Below are 17,235 nucleotides of genomic sequence, written 5' to 3'. Positions count from 1 at the left end.
TGCGCTTATAAGGGATTACCTATGCCTGCGGCCGACGCAGAGGTGCAGCTTAGCGGCTTGCGGCTCAACTTGCGTATTGTCTCCGTCGTTATTTTTAACTTCGCCAGCTACCTGACGATTGGTCTGCCGTTGGCGGTATTGCCCGGCTATGTCCATGATGTCATGGGATATAGCGCCTTCTGGGCGGGGCTGGTCATCAGCCTGCAGTATTTCGCTACCCTGTTAAGCCGTCCTCATGCCGGACGCTATGCCGACCAGCTCGGGCCTAAAAAGATCGTCGTCTTTGGTTTATGCGGCTGTTTCCTTAGCGGTTTAGGTTATCTGCTGGCGTCATTAGGCAGCGGCTGGCCCCTGATGAGTCTTGCGCTGCTCTGCGTTGGTCGCATCATCCTCGGTATTGGTCAAAGCTTTGCTGGAACCGGCTCCACCCTCTGGGGCGTCGGCGTGGTTGGTGCTCCTCATATTGGTCGAGTCATTTCTTGGAACGGCATTGTGACCTACGGCGCGATGGCGATGGGCGCGCCGCTGGGCGTACTTTGCTATAGCTACATCGGCCTGCAGGGGCTGTCATTGGCTATCATGGCGGTTGCGGCGGTCGCGATTCTGGCGGCGCTTCCACGCGCTGAAGTGAAAGCCACGAAGGGCAAACCAATGTCATTTCGCGCCGTGTTGGGGCGAGTTTGGCCCTACGGGATGGCGCTGGCTATGGCTTCCGCCGGGTTTGGCGTCATCGCCACGTTTATCACTCTGTTCTACGATGCCAAGGGCTGGGACGGCGCAGCCTTTGCGCTTACGCTGTTCAGCTGCGCCTTTGTCGGCACGCGTTTACTGTTCCCCAACGGCATCAATCGGTTAGGTGGCCTGAACGTCGCAATGATCTGTTTTGCCGTGGAGATCGTTGGTTTGCTGCTGGTGGGCGTCGCTGATACGCCGCTGATGGCAAAAGTGGGAACTTTCCTTGCTGGGGCGGGCTTCTCGTTGGTCTTCCCGGCGCTTGGCGTAGTTGCCGTGAAGGCGGTGCCGCAGCATAACCAGGGCGCGGCGCTGGCGACCTATACCGTGTTTATGGATTTGTCGCTGGGTATTACTGGGCCGCTCGCCGGGCTGATGATGGCGTGGATGGGTGTGTCGACTATCTATATTGCGGCGGCGGGGCTGGTGATGCTGGCACTGCTGTTGGGCTGGAAGCTAAAAAAACGGCCTCTGGCGTAGCAACGCGAGAGGCCGTTTCATCAGCAAGCTGAATTAGTTGATGACCAGCGTATTAATGATTTTTTCCGCATCGGCCTGCGCCTGCTGCTGATTATCAGCCGGCAGGGTAACCTGCAGGGTCAGCAGCTTATTGTCGACTTTAGCCAGCACGACGGAGGAGTAGGCGGTCTGCCCTTTAGCTGAAATGATGCTATCGAGCTGTTGCAGGGTATGGCCCTTCAGGTCGATAGATTTATTGGTGACAACCTGCAGCTGTGGATCGCGGCTGCGTTGCTGCTCTTCGAGGCGTTTCGTCAATACCGCAAGGTCTTCAGAGGTGCCGTCGCCAATGATAACGATCACCGCTTTTTGGCCGGTGGCATCGGAATAAACGTGCATGTTGTTGCTTTGGGTGCCGAGCTTACCGCTCTGGTCGGTTATCCCGGCCGGCAGCGTAAAGCTGAGTTTACCGTCTAACAGGCTGATTGCCTGACCGGCGGCGTCACTTGCGGCAGCCGAACCCTGAGCAGGGGTGTTGGTATCGCTGTTGTCACAGGCAGCAAGACCCGCAACCAGCAGGCCAATACCAACATATTTCACCAATTTGCGCATTGACTTCTTCCTTTCGATAAACAGCCACTAACGGCTCATCTCGCTATCTTATCACAACCAATGTCATGAACTCTTAGCCGGGCTGTGCTGCGGACAAATCGGATTTATCTGCCAGCCTTTTCATCAGCATATTCAACAATACGCCGTACATCGGCAAGAAGAAGGCAATGCTAATCAGCACCTTAAATGTGTAGTCGACGAGCGCGATTTCCACCCAGTGGGCTGCCATAAAGGGATCGGTGCTGCGCCAGAAAGCGATGAAGAAGAACGCCAGCGTGTCGCTGATATTGCCAAACAGGGTAGACGCTGTTGGAGCCAGCCACCAATGGCGGCTTTGACGCAGGCGGTTGAACACGTGGACGTCGAGGATCTGCCCCAGCGCGTAGGCCATAAAGCTCGCCGCGGCGATACGGGCAACGAACAGGTTGAAGTGTGCCAGCGCGCCGAAACCCTGCCATTCGCCCATATAAAACAGAGCTGAAATCACGTAGGAAATCATCAGCGCTGGGATCATCACCGCAAACACAATGCGACGGGCCAGCGGTGCGCCGAAAATCCGCACGGTGAGGTCGGTTGCTAAGAAGATAAACGGAAAGCTAAACGCGCCCCACGTGGTGTGGAAGCCGAAAATGGAAACCGGCAATTGCACCAAGTAGTTACTGGAGGTGATCACCAGTAAATGAAATAGCGATAGCCAAACCAGCGCATGACGGCGCTGTACTGAAGTAAAGGGAGTCATATTGTACCTTTTTAGTGGTTGGGGTGAGGGAACCCAATAAACTGCAAATCAATTGCAGGGGCGGAATGATACTGCTTTCCCATGCCATTGCAATGGTTGTTTTTCACGCAATCGTTAACCTTGTTGCGTTGCGAGAGGGTCGGCGTAAACTAATGCCGTTTTTACACATGATGAGATGATAATGACCGATTTGTTCTCCAGCCCAGACCACACTTTAGACGCGCAGGGACTCCGTTGCCCGGAGCCGGTAATGATGGTGCGCAAAACCGTGCGTACGATGCCGGTGGGCGAAACGCTGCTGATTATTGCCGATGATCCTGCAACAACGCGTGATATTCCCGGTTTTTGCCGTTTTATGGAACATGAGCTGATTGCCGAACAGACCGAATCACTGCCGTATCAATATCTGCTGCGTAAAAGTCATTAATGCAAATGGCGGCTGCGGCGTACTTAATGAGCATGCTTATTATAATATCTTGATTTTATTAGTCAGATGGACGCAGCCACCTTCTCCTTTCCCCGTTCTGGATTGCCCGTGGCTAATCTTGAGCTATCTCTCAGTTTCAATGTCTAACCTGTAAAGCTGCTAGCCAATTTATTGATGTGAATCGCATAATTTCCCCTCCTTCCCTTCCGGCACATCAAATAAAAATGAAAAAATCCATTCTTGCGCTTTTGCTTTGCTTGGGTACCTCTGCGGCGATGGCTGAACCCGTCAATATCACTATCCTCGGCACCTCCGATCTCCACGGCACGTTTGTCCCGTGGGACTACTCGACGGATACCGAAAATCTGGCGGGCAGCCTGAGCCAGATTGCGACCCAGGTGCGGCAGGTCCGAAAAGAACAGCCCAACGTTATTCTGGTCGACGCAGGCGATACCATTCAGGGCAACTTTGTCGAAACCTTCAAAAACGACAAAACCAGCCCGATGATCCTCGGTTTTAATGCTCTGGATTATGACGTCTGGGTTATGGGCAACCACGAATTCGACTTCGGCTTGAAATCGCTATCGACCTCGCTCAATCAGTTTAAAGGCACGGCGCTGGCCGGCAATATTCTGTGGGACAGCGGGAAGCCCTATTTGCCCGCGTTTAAAATTATCGAACGGCAAGGGGTGAAAATCGGCATTATCGGCATGGATACGCCGATGACCGCTGAGTTTGCTAAAGGAACGGATCGCGTCAAAGGGCTGAACTTTACCGATCCGGTTGGCGCGGTGAAGCAGACCATCCAGCAAATCCAGGGGCAGGTGGATGCCATTGTGCTGGTGGCGCATATGGGCATCGATAACGAAAACCAGCGGCCGGGTACCGGCGTCGGCGATATCGCGCGCGCCAACCCTGAACTGGCAGCGATTGTGGCCGGGCATATGCACGTCAAGGTCGATAAAGAGGTGATAAACGGCGTGATTGTCACCGAACCGGACAAGTATGGCCGCGCGCTGTCACGCATCGATCTGCAGTTTGAGCAGCACAACGGCAAGTATGTGTTAATCAATAAAGACAGCTACACCTATTCGATTAAAGGTATGGCTTCAGATAAGAAGCTCGAAGAAGTGTATCAGCCGTATCACAAGATTTTACGCGCTAACGCCAACCGCCCGATTGCGCAGCTCAGTGGTCAGGATTTGGTTCCGCCAGATGCGGTGAAGGGCATTCCACAGGTACATATTCAGGATACCGGCATCAGTAAACTGTATCAGGAAGCGAGCCGTCACTACGCGCCGAAAGCGCAGGTCATCGCTCTGCAAATCGATAACGACCGTCCTAAATTAAACGTCGGCACCATTACGGCGAAAGATATCGCTTTCAACTATCAGTATGCGGGCGGTGAGATCACCGTCTATCAGTTGACCGGCAAAGAGTTGAAAAAGTACATGGAGTGGTCTGCAGGCTATTTCAATCAGCTGCATGACGGTGACGTGACCTACAGTTTTAACCCTCAGCGCCGGGCTTCCAAATATTCAACCAATGACTTCTTCGACGGCGTGACCTACAAAATCGACCTGCGTCAGCCGACTGGGCAGCGCATTCGCGATCTGAAAATGATCGATGGGACGCCGGTCACCGACAGTACGCCGATTCGCCTTGGGATGAATAGCTACCGCATGGGACACCTGACGCAAAAAGGCGGTGCGCTGGAAGGGATGCAGTTCCCGGTGCTGTCGGACAGCAAGGCGGAATATGGCGAAGAGGCGGGGACGATTCGCAACCTGACTATTCGTTATCTGACGGAAGTGAAAAAAGGCCAGTATCAAGGGCAGGCTGTGCAACGCTGGCAACTGGTAGGGCTGGAAGGCTACGATCGTGAGCGTAAAATCGTCGAAAAACTGCTGAATGAAGGCAAAATCAGCGTTCCGACTAGCGAAGATGGGCGCTACAGCAACGTGGCGTCGTTCAATGTGAAGGGGTTGATGTTTAAAGACCCGCAGGCAAAACAGCAAAAACAAGCAGCGCTACAGGCGGAGCTGGCTGCTGCTTCGCCAGCGGCGAAAAAATGGGTGAGTGACCAACTGGTGATTCTCGAGGCGATTAATCAGGCTTGAGCGAAACCGACTGCCTGATGGCGCTGCGCTTATTAGGCCTACGGGACTGTCATGCGTCGACATGCTCCGTAGGCCGGGTAAGGCGCAGCCGCCACCCGGCACAAGGGTTGAACGACTATTTCCGCAGCAGCCGTAGCGCGTTGAGCGTCACCAACACCGTTGCACCAGTATCCGCTAGCACCGCCAGCCACAATCCGGTCATCCCCAGCAGGGTCGTAACAAGGAAAATCCCCTTCAATCCCAGCGCGATAGCGATGTTCTGTCGGACGTTGGCGTGCGTGGCGCGCGCTAGGCGGATTATTTGTACCAGCCCGGTTAGGCGGTTGTGGGTGAGCGCCGCATCGGCGGTTTCCAGCGCCACATCGGTGCCGCTGCCCATCGCAATCCCCATTGCCGCCGCTTTCATGGCTGGGGCATCGTTGATACCGTCACCGACCATGGCCAGCGGCCCTTGCGCGTTCAGCGCGGTGACCTCTTTCACCTTATCAGCGGGCAACAGGCCTGCGCGGAACGCCATGCCTAGCTCGTCGGCAATGGCGGCAGCGGCGCGAGGGTTATCGCCGGTCAAAATAATGCCCTGAATGCCCAGTTCACGCAGGCCATCAACCGCTTGACGCGCCTCCTGACGCACCGTATCGCGTAGCGCGAGAATCCCCAGCAGCGTTTCATCACGAGTGACGAGTACCACGGTATTTCCCTGATTTTCCAGCTGTTGGATTTGTGCCTGCTGCGCTTCGGCCGGGAATTTACCCGCCGCACAGATAACGATGCGCTGGCCGTCGACGCTCGCCTCAATGCCCGAACCAACCAGCGTACGCTGCGCCTGAGCCTGAGGAATCGTGAGGTTGCGCTGTTGTGCTTCGCGAACCACCGCCTGTGCCAACGGGTGAGTTGAACCTTGCTCAACGGCGGCGGCCATTGCCAGCAATGTTGCTTCATCGAGCTCGGCTGTAGGGATAACTGCCGTCACCTGAGGTTTACCTAGCGTCAAGGTGCCGGTTTTATCAAAGGCCATCTGCGTGATACGTCCCAGCTGTTCCAGCGCCGCGCCGCCTTTAATCAACGCGCCGTGGCGCGCCGCGGTGGCAAGCCCTGAGGTGATCGCCGCGGGTGTGGAAATCACTAGCGCACATGGGCAGCCAATGAGCAGCAGCGTCAGCCCTTTGTAGATCCACTCTTCCCAGGATGCCGACAGCAGCAGCGGTGGCAACAGCGCGACCAGCAGCGCAACCGCCATAATCACCGGTGTGTAAATGCGGCTGAAGCGGTCGATAAAGCGCTCGATAGGCGCACGACGTTCTTCGGCTTCTTCTATCAGGCGTAAAATCCGGTCGATGGCGCTGTCGCCCGCTTGAGATATCACGCTTAATTGCACTAAGCGGTCGGCGCTGGTCGCACCGGCCGGAACGCTTTCACCCGCATTGCGCTCAACGGGAATCGACTCGCCGGTTAACGCGCTTTCATCGAAGCTGGCGAACGCTGTAATCAGCTTACCATCGGCTGGCAGACGCCCACCGGCGGCGACTTCTATGACATCACCGGGCTGCAGATCTTTTTGCGCCACGGTTTCACGCTGACCGTCTCGAACCCGCACGGCGGTATCAGGCTTCAGCGCCATCAGCGCGCTTACGCCCTGACGCGCGCGATTGGCGGCCCAGCCTTCGAGTCGTTCGCCGATTAAAAACAGCAGCAACACCATCGCCGCTTCTGCGGTGGCGCCGATAAACAGCGCGCCGATGGCGGCCACGCTCATCAGCGTTTCAATGGCAAACCAGCTGCCGTTCTTTATCAGGCGCAGCGACTGGCGAGCCACGGGGAACAGCCCCACGAGTGTGGTGACAATAAATGCCAAATTGCCGAATGGATGGTTGAACTGCTCCAGCCCCCAACTGATGACCATCATCACGACAAGCGCAATTAACGGCAGGTTCTCGCGTAGGCGAGAGGCGTCGGCTTCTGGAGCGGCGTGGTTCTCGTCGCGCAGCTGATAGCCGGCGGCGCTGACCGCTTTTTCAATGGCTGCGCGCACGTCATCGTCGGCATCAACCAGCAATTTTTCCGTGGCGAAGAGGACTTTAGCCTGCTTCACGCCAGCGACCTGGCGTGCCGCATTTTCCACTTTACGGGCGCAGGCAGCGCAGTCCATGCCGCTAACCACCCAGCTGTAGCGTGCTTCAAGCGTGCTTTCTACCGGTGCTTGAACGGTGGCGCACTGGCTATCGCAGCAGCAATCGTCCTGCGCTTGCACAGCCGGAGCGAGCTTGAATGAGGAGAATTGAGGGGCTTTTTTGTCATGCGTCTCTGGAGTCGACATCGTATCCTCCGGTTAATGATCGTTGATTCATTAAGCGCAGCATACACTCTGGAGTCGACTCCAGAGTCAAGCGAGAAATTACAAATAAAGGGCGCGAACGATAAAGAAGTGCCCGGCAAAGTAACAGGCCGCGTAAATGGCGGTGTCGGCGCGGAAACGGCGGCGATAATGACTACCCAACCACACGATGTTGCCGAGCAGCAGCAGCGCAGCGCCGAAGAAACCGGACATCGCGGTATCGGTCGGGCGCAGGAACCACAGTTCGCCCGCCACCCAAACCATCACCAGCGTCATGCCAACAAACGCCAGCACCGGCAGGCGCAGTTCTTCTAAACGCGTCCAGATGACCGCCAGCAGCAGCGCGCCAATCACCAGTAATATCACCGGCAGCGGCCAGAAGAAGGTGAAGGTTAGCTGTCCGGCAAACCAGATGGTATAGAGCAGGTGTGAGAGGAAGAATGCGCCAACGGCGTACAGCGTACGTTCACGCGGCAACAGAGTTAACGCATCGCCGACCAGCGAAGCGCAAAGGCCAGCCAGCACTAAATAGCTGATGGCGTTAAACATTGGCGCCTGCCAAGCGAGCAGCAACAGTAAGATTAAGGTAATAGGCTTGAACACCCAGCGTTGCCAAGTGGGGCCACGGTAGGAGGCATCAACATAAAGCCACCCGGAGAATACAACAGCGATAAACGACCAAAGCATATTAAGTCCCTGTATCTGTTATCTTAATAGGTGCTGTATTACCAGCCCTGAATGTCCAGTGTAGTAGTGTGGACGACCAGATGACAATGGTTGGATGCGTCGTTTACTATGATTTGCGTAAATTCTTATGAGAACCTGAAATGAGCAAGATGCCTCTGTTTTTCGTGGTTGTGGTGGCCATTATCGTTATTGCCGCGTCGTTTCGCTACGTTCAGCAGCGCCGGGAAAAAATGGATAACGACGCCGCGCCGTTGATGCAAAAGCGGGCGGTGGTCAGCAATAAGCGTGAAAAAGTCCTCAACGACCGCCGTTCACGTCAGCAGACTGTTACGCCCGCGGGCAGCGAGATGCGCTATGACGTGAGCTTTAAGCCTGAGCAGGGCGGGCTGGAGGTGAGCTTCCGCGTGGAAGCCGAGCAGTATCATCAGTTGACGGTAGGAGATAAGGGGATGCTGAGTTACAAAGGCTCGCGTTTTGTCGATTTTAAGGCTGAGTAGCGAAGGATGGCCTGGCAAGAAAACCAGGCCGGAATAATTACTTCTTCTTTTTCAGGGCGGCGGCCGTTTTCTTTTGCCACACCAAGAGCTCAAACACACCAAAGAGGAAGATACGCACCTTTTCACCGAAGCTCATCTGCGGGCCATCTTTTGGCATCGTGGATTGCAACAGCGCCATCTGCATTCCGTGCATCAGCACCATAAAGACCAGCGCAACATTGACGAAGATATTGAGCGGACGCGGGAACGGCTGGATAAGATTCAGCACTAAAAAAACCCATACGCCGAGCATCAACAAACGACCCAGATTAATCAGCATCCTTTTCTCCCTGCACTTCACGATGATAGAGGCGATAAGCCACCTGGCCGGCGATTTTTTCCCGGTACAGATCCCAACTGGCAGGCACTGGTGGCAGGCCATTTTCCACTTCGCTTTCGACGTAGATAAGCGCGCTATCCGCCAGCCAGCCGTTCACTTCCAGTAGATTTAACGTCTCTTCCAGCAGCCCTTTACGAAATGGCGGATCAACAAACACCACATCGTGCGGCGTACCTCCTTGGTTAAGGTAGGTCAGGGTGTTGGTATTCACCACCTTGCCGTGTGGCGCTTTTAGCGTGGCGAGGTTTTTTTGCAACTGTTGGGCGACATGGCGCTCCATTTCCAAAAGCGTCGCGCTGGCGGCGTAGCGAGAAAGCGCTTCCAGCCCTAACGCCCCGCTTCCGGCGAAGCAGTCCAAGCAGCGAGCATCGACCATGGTCGGCGCCAGCCAGTTAAAAAGGGTTTCACGCACGCGGTCGGTGGTGGGGCGAAGCCCTGGGCTGTCGGGGACAGGAAGTTTACGGCCGCGCCACTGTCCGCCAATAATACGGATCTGGCCACTGCCGCCGGAGGTTGGTTTTTTCATTTTCTCGCTCTGATCGCTCTTTCAGCCTGCTATTCTAGCGATCTGCTCTGCCGGGTGAAAGCGGTGAAGCCAGGGAAGTTAAGTGGTAGACTAAGCAACTAATTTCATCATTATTTTAGCCTTCGCGTCGATTGTGGCGAAGTGGCGCCATCAATTATCAGCGGGGAGTGTGGTCGCAAATGGCAAAAGAGAAAAAACGTGGTTTTTTTTCCTGGCTGGGCTTTGGTCAAAAAGAACAGGATCAGGTTGTTGAATCAGAAGAAAAAATTGAACAGCAGTCGGCAGTAGAAGAGCCGATTGTTACACCTGAAACGCCGGTCGAACAAACCGTTGTTGAAGAAGACGCGTCCGCTCCGCACTCCGTTGAAGAGAGTGAAGTTTTTGCCGCTGATGTGGTTGAGGTCAGCGAACAGGTTGCTGAAAGTGAGAAAGCGCAGCCGGTTGCGGAAGATGTTGCCCCAGTTGTGGTTGATGAACTGCCGGTCGCTGAAGACAGCGCCCCTGTCGCTGTTGAAGAGCCAGCGATTGCCGAAGAGACAGCGCCAGTGCTGGTGGAAGATCTGCCAGTGGTTGAAGACAACATCCCTGACGCCGTTGAAGAATCGGTGGTTGCCGAAGAAGTTGTACCAGTGCTGGTGGAAGATCTGCCAGTGGTTGAAGACAACGCCCCTGAATTCGTTGAAGAGCCAGCGGTTGCGGAAGAAATTGCGCCAGTGTTGGTGGAAGAGCTGCCGGTTGTTGAGGTGATTTCGCCTGCCGTTGAAGAGATTGCCGACGCAGAAGCAGAGCCTGCCAAAGCTGACGACGCTGAAGCCGAGCTGACCGACGAAGAGTTAGAGGCTCTGGCGCTCGCGCAGGAGCCGCAGGACGAAGAGCCTGTTGCCGAAGACACGGTGGATGAAGAACCCGTCGCGCAGCAAGAGCAGGAAAAACCGACGAAAGAAGGTTTCTTTGCGCGCTTAAAGCGCAGCCTGTTAAAAACTAAAGAAAACCTCGGTTCCGGATTTATCAGTCTGTTCCGTGGCAAGAAAATCGACGATGATCTGTTTGAAGAGCTGGAAGAGCAGCTGCTGATTGCCGACGTTGGCGTGGAGACCACCCGTAAAATTATCACCAGCCTGACCGATACAGCCAGCCGTAAACAGCTTAAAGATGCTGAAGCGCTGTATGGTTTGCTGAAAGATGAAATGGGTGAAATCCTCGCAAAAGTGGACGAGCCGCTTAATGTTGAAGGCAAAACTCCCTTCGTTATTCTGATGGTCGGCGTGAACGGTGTGGGTAAAACCACCACCATCGGCAAGCTGGCGCGTCAGTTCGAGCAGCAGGGTAAAACGGTCATGCTGGCGGCGGGAGATACCTTCCGTGCGGCGGCGGTTGAGCAGCTTCAAGTTTGGGGGGAACGCAACAATATTCCGGTGATTGCCCAGCACACCGGCGCGGACTCCGCTTCGGTAATTTTTGATGCCATTCAGGCGGCAAAAGCGCGCAACGTTGATGTGCTGATTGCCGATACCGCCGGGCGCTTGCAGAACAAGTCGCACTTGATGGAAGAGCTGAAGAAAATCGTCCGTGTGATGAAGAAGCTTGACGTTGACGCGCCGCATGAAGTGATGCTGACGATTGACGCCAGCACCGGGCAAAATGCCATCAGCCAGGCCAAACTGTTCCATGAAGCGGTGGGCCTGACCGGCATCACGCTGACCAAACTCGACGGAACTGCCAAAGGCGGGGTGATTTTCTCCGTGGCAGATCAGTTCGGCATCCCGATTCGTTATATCGGCGTCGGCGAACGTATTGAGGACTTACGTCCGTTTAAAGCGGGCGATTTTATTGAGGCACTTTTTGCCCGAGAGGATTAATCATGATTCGCTTTGAACACGTCAGCAAGGCCTATCTCGGCGGGAGACAAGCGCTGCAGGGGGTGACTTTTCACCTGCAGCCAGGCGAGATGGCATTCCTGACCGGCCATTCTGGTGCAGGGAAAAGTACCTTGCTGAAGCTTATCTGCGGGATTGAGCGGCCAAGTGCCGGGAAAATTTTATTCAGCGGCCACGATATCAGCCGTCTGAAGAACCGTGAGGTGCCGTTCCTGCGTCGCCAGATCGGTATGATTTTTCAGGATCACCATTTGCTGATGGACCGCACCGTGTTTGATAACGTGGCTATTCCGCTGATCATCGCGGGGGCGAGCTACGACGATATTCGCCGTCGTGTCTCTGCGGCGCTGGATAAAGTAGGCCTGCTCGATAAAGCGAAAAATCTGCCGATTCAGCTCTCCGGCGGTGAACAGCAGCGCGTGGGGATTGCCCGTGCGGTGGTGAATAAACCCGCTGTGCTGTTGGCGGATGAACCGACCGGTAACCTCGATGATGCGCTGTCTGAAGGCATTCTGCGCCTGTTCGAAGAGTTTAACCGTGTGGGCGTCACGGTGCTGATGGCGACTCACGATATCAATCTCATCTCTCGTCGTTCATACCGCATGCTGACGCTGAGCGACGGTCACTTGCATGGAGGCTTGACGGGTGAATAAGCGTGATGCAATGAATCAAATTCGCCAGTTTGGCGGTCGCCTCGATCGTTTCCGCAAGTCGGTCTCAGCGTCTGGCGACGCTGGGCGTAATGCGCCGAAACGGGGTAAACCGGCACCGAAGCCGAACTCGCGTAAAACCAACGTGTTTAATGAACAGGTTCGTTACGCTTGGCAGGGTGCGGTGCAGGATCTAAAAAGTAAACCTCTGGCAACTTTTCTGACGGTGATGGTTATTGCTATCTCCCTGACGCTGCCGAGCGTTTGCTATATGGTCTATAAAAACGTCAATACGGCGGCGTCGCAGTACTATCCATCGCCGCAAATCACCGTCTATCTGGAAAAAACGCTGGATGACGATGCCGCTGCGAAGGTGGTTGGGCAACTGCAAGCCGAGCAGGGCGTGGATAAGGTGAACTACCTTTCCCGTGATGAAGCGTTGGGCGAGTTCCGCAACTGGTCGGGCTTTGGCGGCGCGCTGGATATGCTGGAAGAGAACCCGCTGCCCGCCGTAGCGGTGGTGATCCCCAAAATCGACTTCCAGACCACCGATGCTTTAAACACGCTGCGAGACCGCGTGGCGCAGATTCAGGGCGTGAATGAAGTGCGCATGGATGACAGCTGGTTCTCCCGCTTGGCCTCCATTACCGGGCTGGTTGGGCGCGTGTCGGCGATGATTGGCGTGCTGATGGTAGCCGCGGTGTTCTTGGTGATCGGTAACAGCGTACGTCTGAGCATCTTCGCCCGTCGCGATACCATTAACGTGCAGAAACTGATTGGTGCCACCGATGGCTTTATCCTGCGTCCGTTCCTTTACGGCGGTGCCTTGCTCGGTTTCTCTGGGGCATTTTTGTCGCTGATATTGTCGGAAATTCTGGTGATGCGTCTGTCCTCGGCGGTCACGGAAGTCGCGCAGGTGTTCGGTACGCAGTTTAATCTCAGCGGACTGTCGTTTGATGAGTGCCTGCTGTTGCTGCTGGTGTGCTCGATGATTGGCTGGGTGGCAGCTTGGCTTGCCACGGTCCAACATTTACGCCACTTTACCCCCGACTGATAAAGTTCTGTTATACTCTCCCCCTGCGACGACTCACGTCCGCAGGGGATGCGTTTTTAAACCCCATCTTTCTGCCCTCGCGGCTATCGTATGTCACATTTTGTGCGTAATTTATTCACTCTGTTGCAGTGAACTTGTGGATAAACTCACTGTCTGATAAAAGAGCGGATGTTATTCTCGTTGCTCATAGAGCCTGGCATGTTTGTTGCGTATAGCGGCAAGCCTTCGTCAGTATGAAGTGAATTGAGAGGATTTGAATGATCAAAGAAATGCGAAATTTAGCGTTAGCCCCTGTCGGTAACCTGGAATCTTATATCCGGGCTGCGAACACATGGCCGATGTTGACGGCTGATGAAGAAAAGGCGCTTGCTGAACGACTGCATTATGAGGGCGATCTGGAAGCGGCGAAAACGCTGATCCTGTCACACCTGCGCTTTGTTGTTCATATTGCTCGTAATTATTCGGGCTATGGCCTACCGCAGGCGGACCTGATTCAGGAAGGCAACATTGGCCTGATGAAAGCGGTGCGTCGTTTTAACCCTGAAGTGGGCGTTCGTCTGGTGTCCTTTGCGGTGCATTGGATCAAAGCGGAAATCCACGAGTACGTGTTGCGTAACTGGCGTATCGTCAAAGTGGCGACCACCAAAGCACAGCGTAAACTGTTCTTTAACCTGCGTAAAAACAAGCAGCGTCTGGGCTGGTTTAATCAGGACGAAGTTGAAATGGTTGCGCGTGAGCTGGGCGTGTCTAGCAAAGACGTTCGCGAGATGGAATCACGTATGTCGGCTCAGGATATGGCATTCGACATGTCTTCTGACGATGATTCAGAAAGCCATGCCGTTGCACCGGTGCTTTATCTGCAGGATAAATCGTCCAACTTTGCCGACGGCATTGAAGACGACAACTGGGAAGAGCAGGCGGCGAACAAACTGACCGACGCGATGCAGGGTCTGGACGAACGTAGCCAAGACATCATTCGCGCCCGCTGGTTGGATGAAGACAACAAGTCTACGCTGCAAGAACTGGCCGACCGCTATGGCGTTTCCGCCGAGCGTGTGCGTCAGCTTGAAAAGAACGCGATGAAAAAATTGCGTGCGGCTATCGAAGCCTGATTTTTTGCTAAGAGCCTAATAAACCCTCGAATGTGAATTCGGGGGTTTTTGTTTTGTAGGCCGGATAAGGCGTAGCCGTCATCCGGCAATCTGCGCCGGACTGCCCGATGGCGCTGCGCTTATCGGGCCTACGGCTGTTAGCATTAGTAAGTTCGTTCCCACCGTCATCACGCTTTCCTCTACTTATTTCTCATTTGTCGCTGGCGTTAATTCAGACGATGGCAAAAACTCAATATGCGCTATGAATTTTTCCGTCTTTTATCGGCAGGGGGTTTACCGTGAGTAACGAGTCACTGAATCATCGGCGTTTACAGGCGACGCCGCGCGGCGTTGGCGTGATGTGTGGTTTCTACGCTGAACGCGCGGAAAACGCCACTCTGTGGGATATTGAGGGCAATGAATACATTGATTTTGCCGCCGGGATCGCGGTGCTGAACACCGGTCATCGCCACCCGCAGGTGATCGCCGCCGTGGAGAATCAACTGAAGGCTTTCACCCACACCGCCTATCAAATCGTGCCCTATGAAAGCTATGTATCATTAGCAGAACGTATCAATGCCGCAGCACCGATTGCCGGAAATGCGAAGACCGCATTCTTCAGCACCGGCGCGGAAGCGGTGGAAAATGCGGTGAAGATTGCTCGCGCCTACACCAAACGTCCGGGACTTATTACCTTCGGCGGCGGCTTCCACGGTCGCACCTTTATGACCATGGCACTGACCGGCAAAGTTGCGCCGTACAAAATCGGCTTCGGTCCGTTCCCCGGTTCTGTCTATCATGGTGTCTATCCGAATGCCGCTCACGGCGTTACCACGGAAATGGCGCTAAAGAGCCTGACCCATATTTTTAAAGCCGATATCGCCCCCGATCAGGTAGCAGCGATTATCCTTGAGCCAGTGCAGGGTGAAGGCGGCTTTAACGTCGCTCCTGCTGACTTTATGCAAGGACTGCGTGCGCTGTGTGATAGCCACGGTATTTTGCTGATTGCCGACGAAGTGCAGACCGGTTTTGCCCGCACCGGTAAGCTGTTCGCGATGGACTACCATAGCGTCAAACCCGATCTGATTACCATGGCGAAAAGTCTTGCGGGGGGCTTCCCGCTTTCCGGCGTTGTCGGACGCGCCGACGTGATGGACGCCCCGGCCCCAGGCGGTCTGGGGGGCACCTATGCTGGCAACCCGCTGGCTGTTGCAGCAGCACATGCGGTGCTGGATGTCATTGAAGAAGAGGCGCTGTGCACGCGAGCTAATCATCTGGGACAACATCTGATAGAAGTGCTGAATAAGGCGCGCGAGAGCTGTCCGGCGATTGCCGATGTACGCGGTTTAGGCTCTATGGTGGCGGTTGAATTTGTTGATCCGCAAACCGGTGAGCCGTCTCCCGAGTTCACCAAACTGGTTCAGGAACGTGCGCTGGCCGAAGGCGTGCTGCTGTTGAGCTGTGGCGTGTATGGCAACGTTATCCGTTTCCTTTACCCGCTGACCATCCCGGAAAAACAGTTCCAGCAGGCGCTGGAAGTGATCCGCCGGGCGCTGACTGAATAGTTTGAGCCTTCCTCAGGGGGCAGCGGCAGCCTTGGCGATATTGCCGGCTACCGCCGACCACCGAGGATGCATCCAAGCTCTAGGCCACTCCGATGAGTGGCTTTTTTTTGTCATTTTTACGTTACAAATCCGTCAAATTTCGCGTTTCAAATCCATAAAAATGGGGTATGTTCTAGCAGAGTATGCTGCAAAAGCACGAGCAGTGTCCCTTAATATTAATATCTTATACTTAGCTGAGGCTATATATAAGAATAATGTGCTAAATAACAACATCACAACAAATGCAATAACCATAACAATGGGGAACCTCAGGATGAATATGAAGGGCAAAGCGTTACTGGCAGGATGTATTGCACTGGCATTCAGCAATATGGCATTAGCAGAAAATATTAAAATTGCTGTTGTGGGTGCGATGTCTGGCCCGGTTGCGCAGTATGGTGATCAGGAGTTCAGCGGTGCAGAACAAGCGGTTTCTGATATTAACGCCAAGGGCGGCATCAAGGGTAATAAGCTGGAAATCGTGAAGTATGATGATGCTTGTGACCCGAAACAGGCGGTCGCCGTTGCTAACAAAGTGGTGAATGATGGCATCAAGTACGTTATCGGTCACCTGTGCTCTTCCTCCACGCAGCCAGCGTCTGATATCTACGAAGACGAAGGCATTCTGATGATCACCCCAGCGGCAACGGCGCCAGAGCTGACTGCACGTGGTTATAAACTGATCCTGCGTACCACCGGCCTCGACTCTGACCAAGGCCCAACGGCGGCAAAATACATTATCGAGAAAGTGAAGCCACAGCGCATCGCTATCGTCCATGACAAGCAGCAGTATGGCGAAGGTCTGGCGCGCTCGGTGCAGGACGGTCTGAAGAAAGGCGGCGCTAACGTCGTCTTCTTTGACGGTATCACCGCCGGTGAAAAAGACTTCTCCACCTTGGTGGCACGCTTGAAGAAAGAGAATATCGACTTCGTTTACTTCGGCGGCTATCACCCGGAAATGGGGCAGATTCTGCGCCAAGCCCGTGCGGCTGGTCTGAAAACTCAGTTCATGGGGCCGGAAGGCGTGGCGAACGTGTCGCTGTCTAACATCGCGGGTGAATCTGCAGAAGGTTTACTGGTGACCAAACCGAAGAACTACGACCAGGTTCCAGCTAACAAACCGATTGTGGATGCTATCAAAGCCAAGAAACAAGACCCGAGCGGCGCATTTGTGTGGACCACCTACGCGGCACTGCAGTCTCTGCAAGCAGGTTTGAACCACTCATCCGATCCGGCTGAGATTGCCACCTTCCTGAAAGCGAGCACCGTTGATACGGTGATGGGACCGCTGTCATGGGATGCGAAAGGCGACCTGAAAGGCTTCGAGTTCGGTATCTTTAACTGGCACGCTAACGGCACGGCGACCGACGCGAAGTAAAAAACTAATGTAGGCCGGATAAGGCATACGCCGTCATCCGGCAATCTGCTCCGCACCGCCTAATGGCGCTG

General features: G+C 54.6%; 16 protein-coding genes. 10 read left to right on the top strand and 6 right to left on the bottom strand.

Annotation, left to right across the window (positions count from 1 at the left end; all coding sequences use genetic code 11):
- Positions 1 to 21 precede the first annotated feature (21 nt).
- The gene (locus AB4K05_RS12370; protein ID WP_368480267.1) at positions 22 to 1,212 is read left to right on the top strand and encodes an MFS transporter; all 1,191 of its coding nucleotides are present in this window, start codon (positions 22 to 24) and stop codon (positions 1,210 to 1,212) included.
- A gap of 33 nt (positions 1,213 to 1,245) precedes the next feature.
- Here the strand turns inward: AB4K05_RS12370 and AB4K05_RS12365 are convergent, their stop codons facing one another.
- Both AB4K05_RS12365 and AB4K05_RS12360 read right to left on the bottom strand, forming a co-directional pair.
- On the bottom strand, positions 1,246 to 1,803 hold the full coding sequence (locus AB4K05_RS12365) for a DcrB family lipoprotein (RefSeq protein ID WP_368480266.1): 558 nt from the start codon (positions 1,801 to 1,803) through the stop codon (positions 1,246 to 1,248).
- Positions 1,804 to 1,876: 73 nt separating this feature from the next.
- Positions 1,877 to 2,542, bottom strand: a complete 666-nt coding sequence (locus tag AB4K05_RS12360) for a 7-cyano-7-deazaguanine/7-aminomethyl-7-deazaguanine transporter (RefSeq protein WP_368480265.1) — start codon at positions 2,540 to 2,542, stop codon at positions 1,877 to 1,879.
- A 181-nt stretch (positions 2,543 to 2,723) separates the two neighbouring features.
- Between AB4K05_RS12360 and tusA the strand changes: the two genes are divergently transcribed.
- Positions 2,724 to 2,969 carry a sulfurtransferase TusA gene (gene tusA, locus AB4K05_RS12355; RefSeq protein ID WP_061282604.1) on the top strand — a complete coding sequence of 82 codons (246 nt, stop codon included), beginning with the start codon at positions 2,724 to 2,726 and terminating at the stop codon, positions 2,967 to 2,969.
- 224 nt (positions 2,970 to 3,193) lie between these two features.
- Positions 3,194 to 5,089 carry a bifunctional UDP-sugar hydrolase/5'-nucleotidase gene (locus AB4K05_RS12350; protein WP_368480264.1) on the top strand — a complete coding sequence of 632 codons (1,896 nt, stop codon included), beginning with the start codon at positions 3,194 to 3,196 and terminating at the stop codon, positions 5,087 to 5,089.
- 115 nt (positions 5,090 to 5,204) lie between these two features.
- Here the strand turns inward: AB4K05_RS12350 and zntA are convergent, their stop codons facing one another.
- Together zntA and AB4K05_RS12340 are read right to left on the bottom strand one after the other, a co-directional pair.
- A complete protein-coding gene (gene zntA / locus AB4K05_RS12345; RefSeq protein ID WP_368480263.1) occupies positions 5,205 to 7,403 on the bottom strand; it encodes a Zn(II)/Cd(II)/Pb(II) translocating P-type ATPase ZntA in 2,199 nt (732 codons plus the stop codon).
- A gap of 78 nt (positions 7,404 to 7,481) precedes the next feature.
- A complete protein-coding gene (locus AB4K05_RS12340) occupies positions 7,482 to 8,108 on the bottom strand; it encodes a lysoplasmalogenase (RefSeq protein ID WP_368480262.1) in 627 nt (208 codons plus the stop codon).
- Between the two features lie 140 nt (positions 8,109 to 8,248).
- On the opposite strand from AB4K05_RS12340, the gene AB4K05_RS12335 reads away from it, so the two are divergent.
- Positions 8,249 to 8,605, top strand: a complete 357-nt coding sequence (locus AB4K05_RS12335) for a DUF2500 domain-containing protein (protein ID WP_368480261.1) — start codon at positions 8,249 to 8,251, stop codon at positions 8,603 to 8,605.
- Positions 8,606 to 8,642: 37 nt separating this feature from the next.
- On the opposite strand, the gene AB4K05_RS12330 is transcribed toward AB4K05_RS12335, so the two are convergent.
- A complete protein-coding gene (locus AB4K05_RS12330) occupies positions 8,643 to 8,924 on the bottom strand; it encodes a DUF1145 family protein (protein WP_368480260.1) in 282 nt (93 codons plus the stop codon).
- Entirely contained in the window at positions 8,914 to 9,510 is a 597-nt protein-coding gene (rsmD, locus tag AB4K05_RS12325; RefSeq protein ID WP_368480259.1) for a 16S rRNA (guanine(966)-N(2))-methyltransferase, read from the bottom strand. The genes AB4K05_RS12330 and rsmD overlap by 11 nt, the downstream gene beginning before the upstream one ends.
- A gap of 179 nt (positions 9,511 to 9,689) precedes the next feature.
- Here rsmD and ftsY point away from each other — a divergent pair, with 179 nt between their 5' ends.
- From ftsY to livJ, 6 genes are all read left to right on the top strand, one after another.
- Positions 9,690 to 11,369 (top strand): signal recognition particle-docking protein FtsY, encoded by a 1,680-nt coding sequence (gene ftsY / locus AB4K05_RS12320; protein WP_368480258.1) that lies wholly within the window; start codon positions 9,690 to 9,692, stop codon positions 11,367 to 11,369.
- A 2-nt stretch (positions 11,370 to 11,371) separates the two neighbouring features.
- Positions 11,372 to 12,040 carry a cell division ATP-binding protein FtsE gene (ftsE, locus tag AB4K05_RS12315; protein ID WP_368480257.1) on the top strand — a complete coding sequence of 223 codons (669 nt, stop codon included), beginning with the start codon at positions 11,372 to 11,374 and terminating at the stop codon, positions 12,038 to 12,040.
- A complete protein-coding gene (gene ftsX, locus AB4K05_RS12310; protein WP_368480256.1) occupies positions 12,033 to 13,091 on the top strand; it encodes a permease-like cell division protein FtsX in 1,059 nt (352 codons plus the stop codon). Before ftsE ends, ftsX begins: the two co-directional genes overlap by 8 nt.
- A gap of 257 nt (positions 13,092 to 13,348) precedes the next feature.
- Positions 13,349 to 14,203 (top strand): RNA polymerase sigma factor RpoH, encoded by an 855-nt coding sequence (rpoH, locus tag AB4K05_RS12305; protein ID WP_368480255.1) that lies wholly within the window; start codon positions 13,349 to 13,351, stop codon positions 14,201 to 14,203.
- A gap of 278 nt (positions 14,204 to 14,481) precedes the next feature.
- Positions 14,482 to 15,747: a 4-aminobutyrate--2-oxoglutarate transaminase gene (locus AB4K05_RS12300; protein ID WP_368480254.1), complete on the top strand. Its 1,266-nt coding sequence runs from the start codon at positions 14,482 to 14,484 to the stop codon at positions 15,745 to 15,747.
- 313 nt (positions 15,748 to 16,060) lie between these two features.
- A complete protein-coding gene (gene livJ / locus AB4K05_RS12295; RefSeq protein WP_368480253.1) occupies positions 16,061 to 17,164 on the top strand; it encodes a branched chain amino acid ABC transporter substrate-binding protein LivJ in 1,104 nt (367 codons plus the stop codon).
- The last annotated feature ends 71 nt before the right edge of the window (positions 17,165 to 17,235 follow it).

The sequence above is a fragment of the Kluyvera sp. STS39-E genome, assembly GCF_040932435.1.
In the GTDB taxonomy this organism is placed as follows: Bacteria; Pseudomonadota; Gammaproteobacteria; order Enterobacterales; family Enterobacteriaceae; genus Kluyvera.
This window is presented reverse-complemented; position numbering and strand designations above follow the sequence as displayed.

Bases quoted from the DNA above. Each gene is read 5' to 3' on its own strand.
- AB4K05_RS12370 (WP_368480267.1), top strand. From the start codon at position 22: ATGCCTGCGGCCGACGCAGAGGTGCAGCTTAGCGGCTTGCGGCTCAAC.
- AB4K05_RS12365 (WP_368480266.1), bottom strand. From the start codon at position 1,803: ATGCGCAAATTGGTGAAATATGTTGGTATTGGCCTGCTGGTTGCGGGT.
- AB4K05_RS12360 (WP_368480265.1), bottom strand. From the start codon at position 2,542: ATGACTCCCTTTACTTCAGTACAGCGCCGTCATGCGCTGGTTTGGCTA.
- tusA (WP_061282604.1), top strand. From the start codon at position 2,724: ATGACCGATTTGTTCTCCAGCCCAGACCACACTTTAGACGCGCAGGGA.
- AB4K05_RS12350 (WP_368480264.1), top strand. From the start codon at position 3,194: ATGAAAAAATCCATTCTTGCGCTTTTGCTTTGCTTGGGTACCTCTGCG.
- zntA (WP_368480263.1), bottom strand. From the start codon at position 7,403: ATGTCGACTCCAGAGACGCATGACAAAAAAGCCCCTCAATTCTCCTCA.
- AB4K05_RS12340 (WP_368480262.1), bottom strand. From the start codon at position 8,108: ATGCTTTGGTCGTTTATCGCTGTTGTATTCTCCGGGTGGCTTTATGTT.
- AB4K05_RS12335 (WP_368480261.1), top strand. From the start codon at position 8,249: ATGAGCAAGATGCCTCTGTTTTTCGTGGTTGTGGTGGCCATTATCGTT.
- AB4K05_RS12330 (WP_368480260.1), bottom strand. From the start codon at position 8,924: ATGCTGATTAATCTGGGTCGTTTGTTGATGCTCGGCGTATGGGTTTTT.
- rsmD (WP_368480259.1), bottom strand. From the start codon at position 9,510: ATGAAAAAACCAACCTCCGGCGGCAGTGGCCAGATCCGTATTATTGGC.
- ftsY (WP_368480258.1), top strand. From the start codon at position 9,690: ATGGCAAAAGAGAAAAAACGTGGTTTTTTTTCCTGGCTGGGCTTTGGT.
- ftsE (WP_368480257.1), top strand. From the start codon at position 11,372: ATGATTCGCTTTGAACACGTCAGCAAGGCCTATCTCGGCGGGAGACAA.
- rpoH (WP_368480255.1), top strand. From the start codon at position 13,349: ATGATCAAAGAAATGCGAAATTTAGCGTTAGCCCCTGTCGGTAACCTG.
- livJ (WP_368480253.1), top strand. From the start codon at position 16,061: ATGAATATGAAGGGCAAAGCGTTACTGGCAGGATGTATTGCACTGGCA.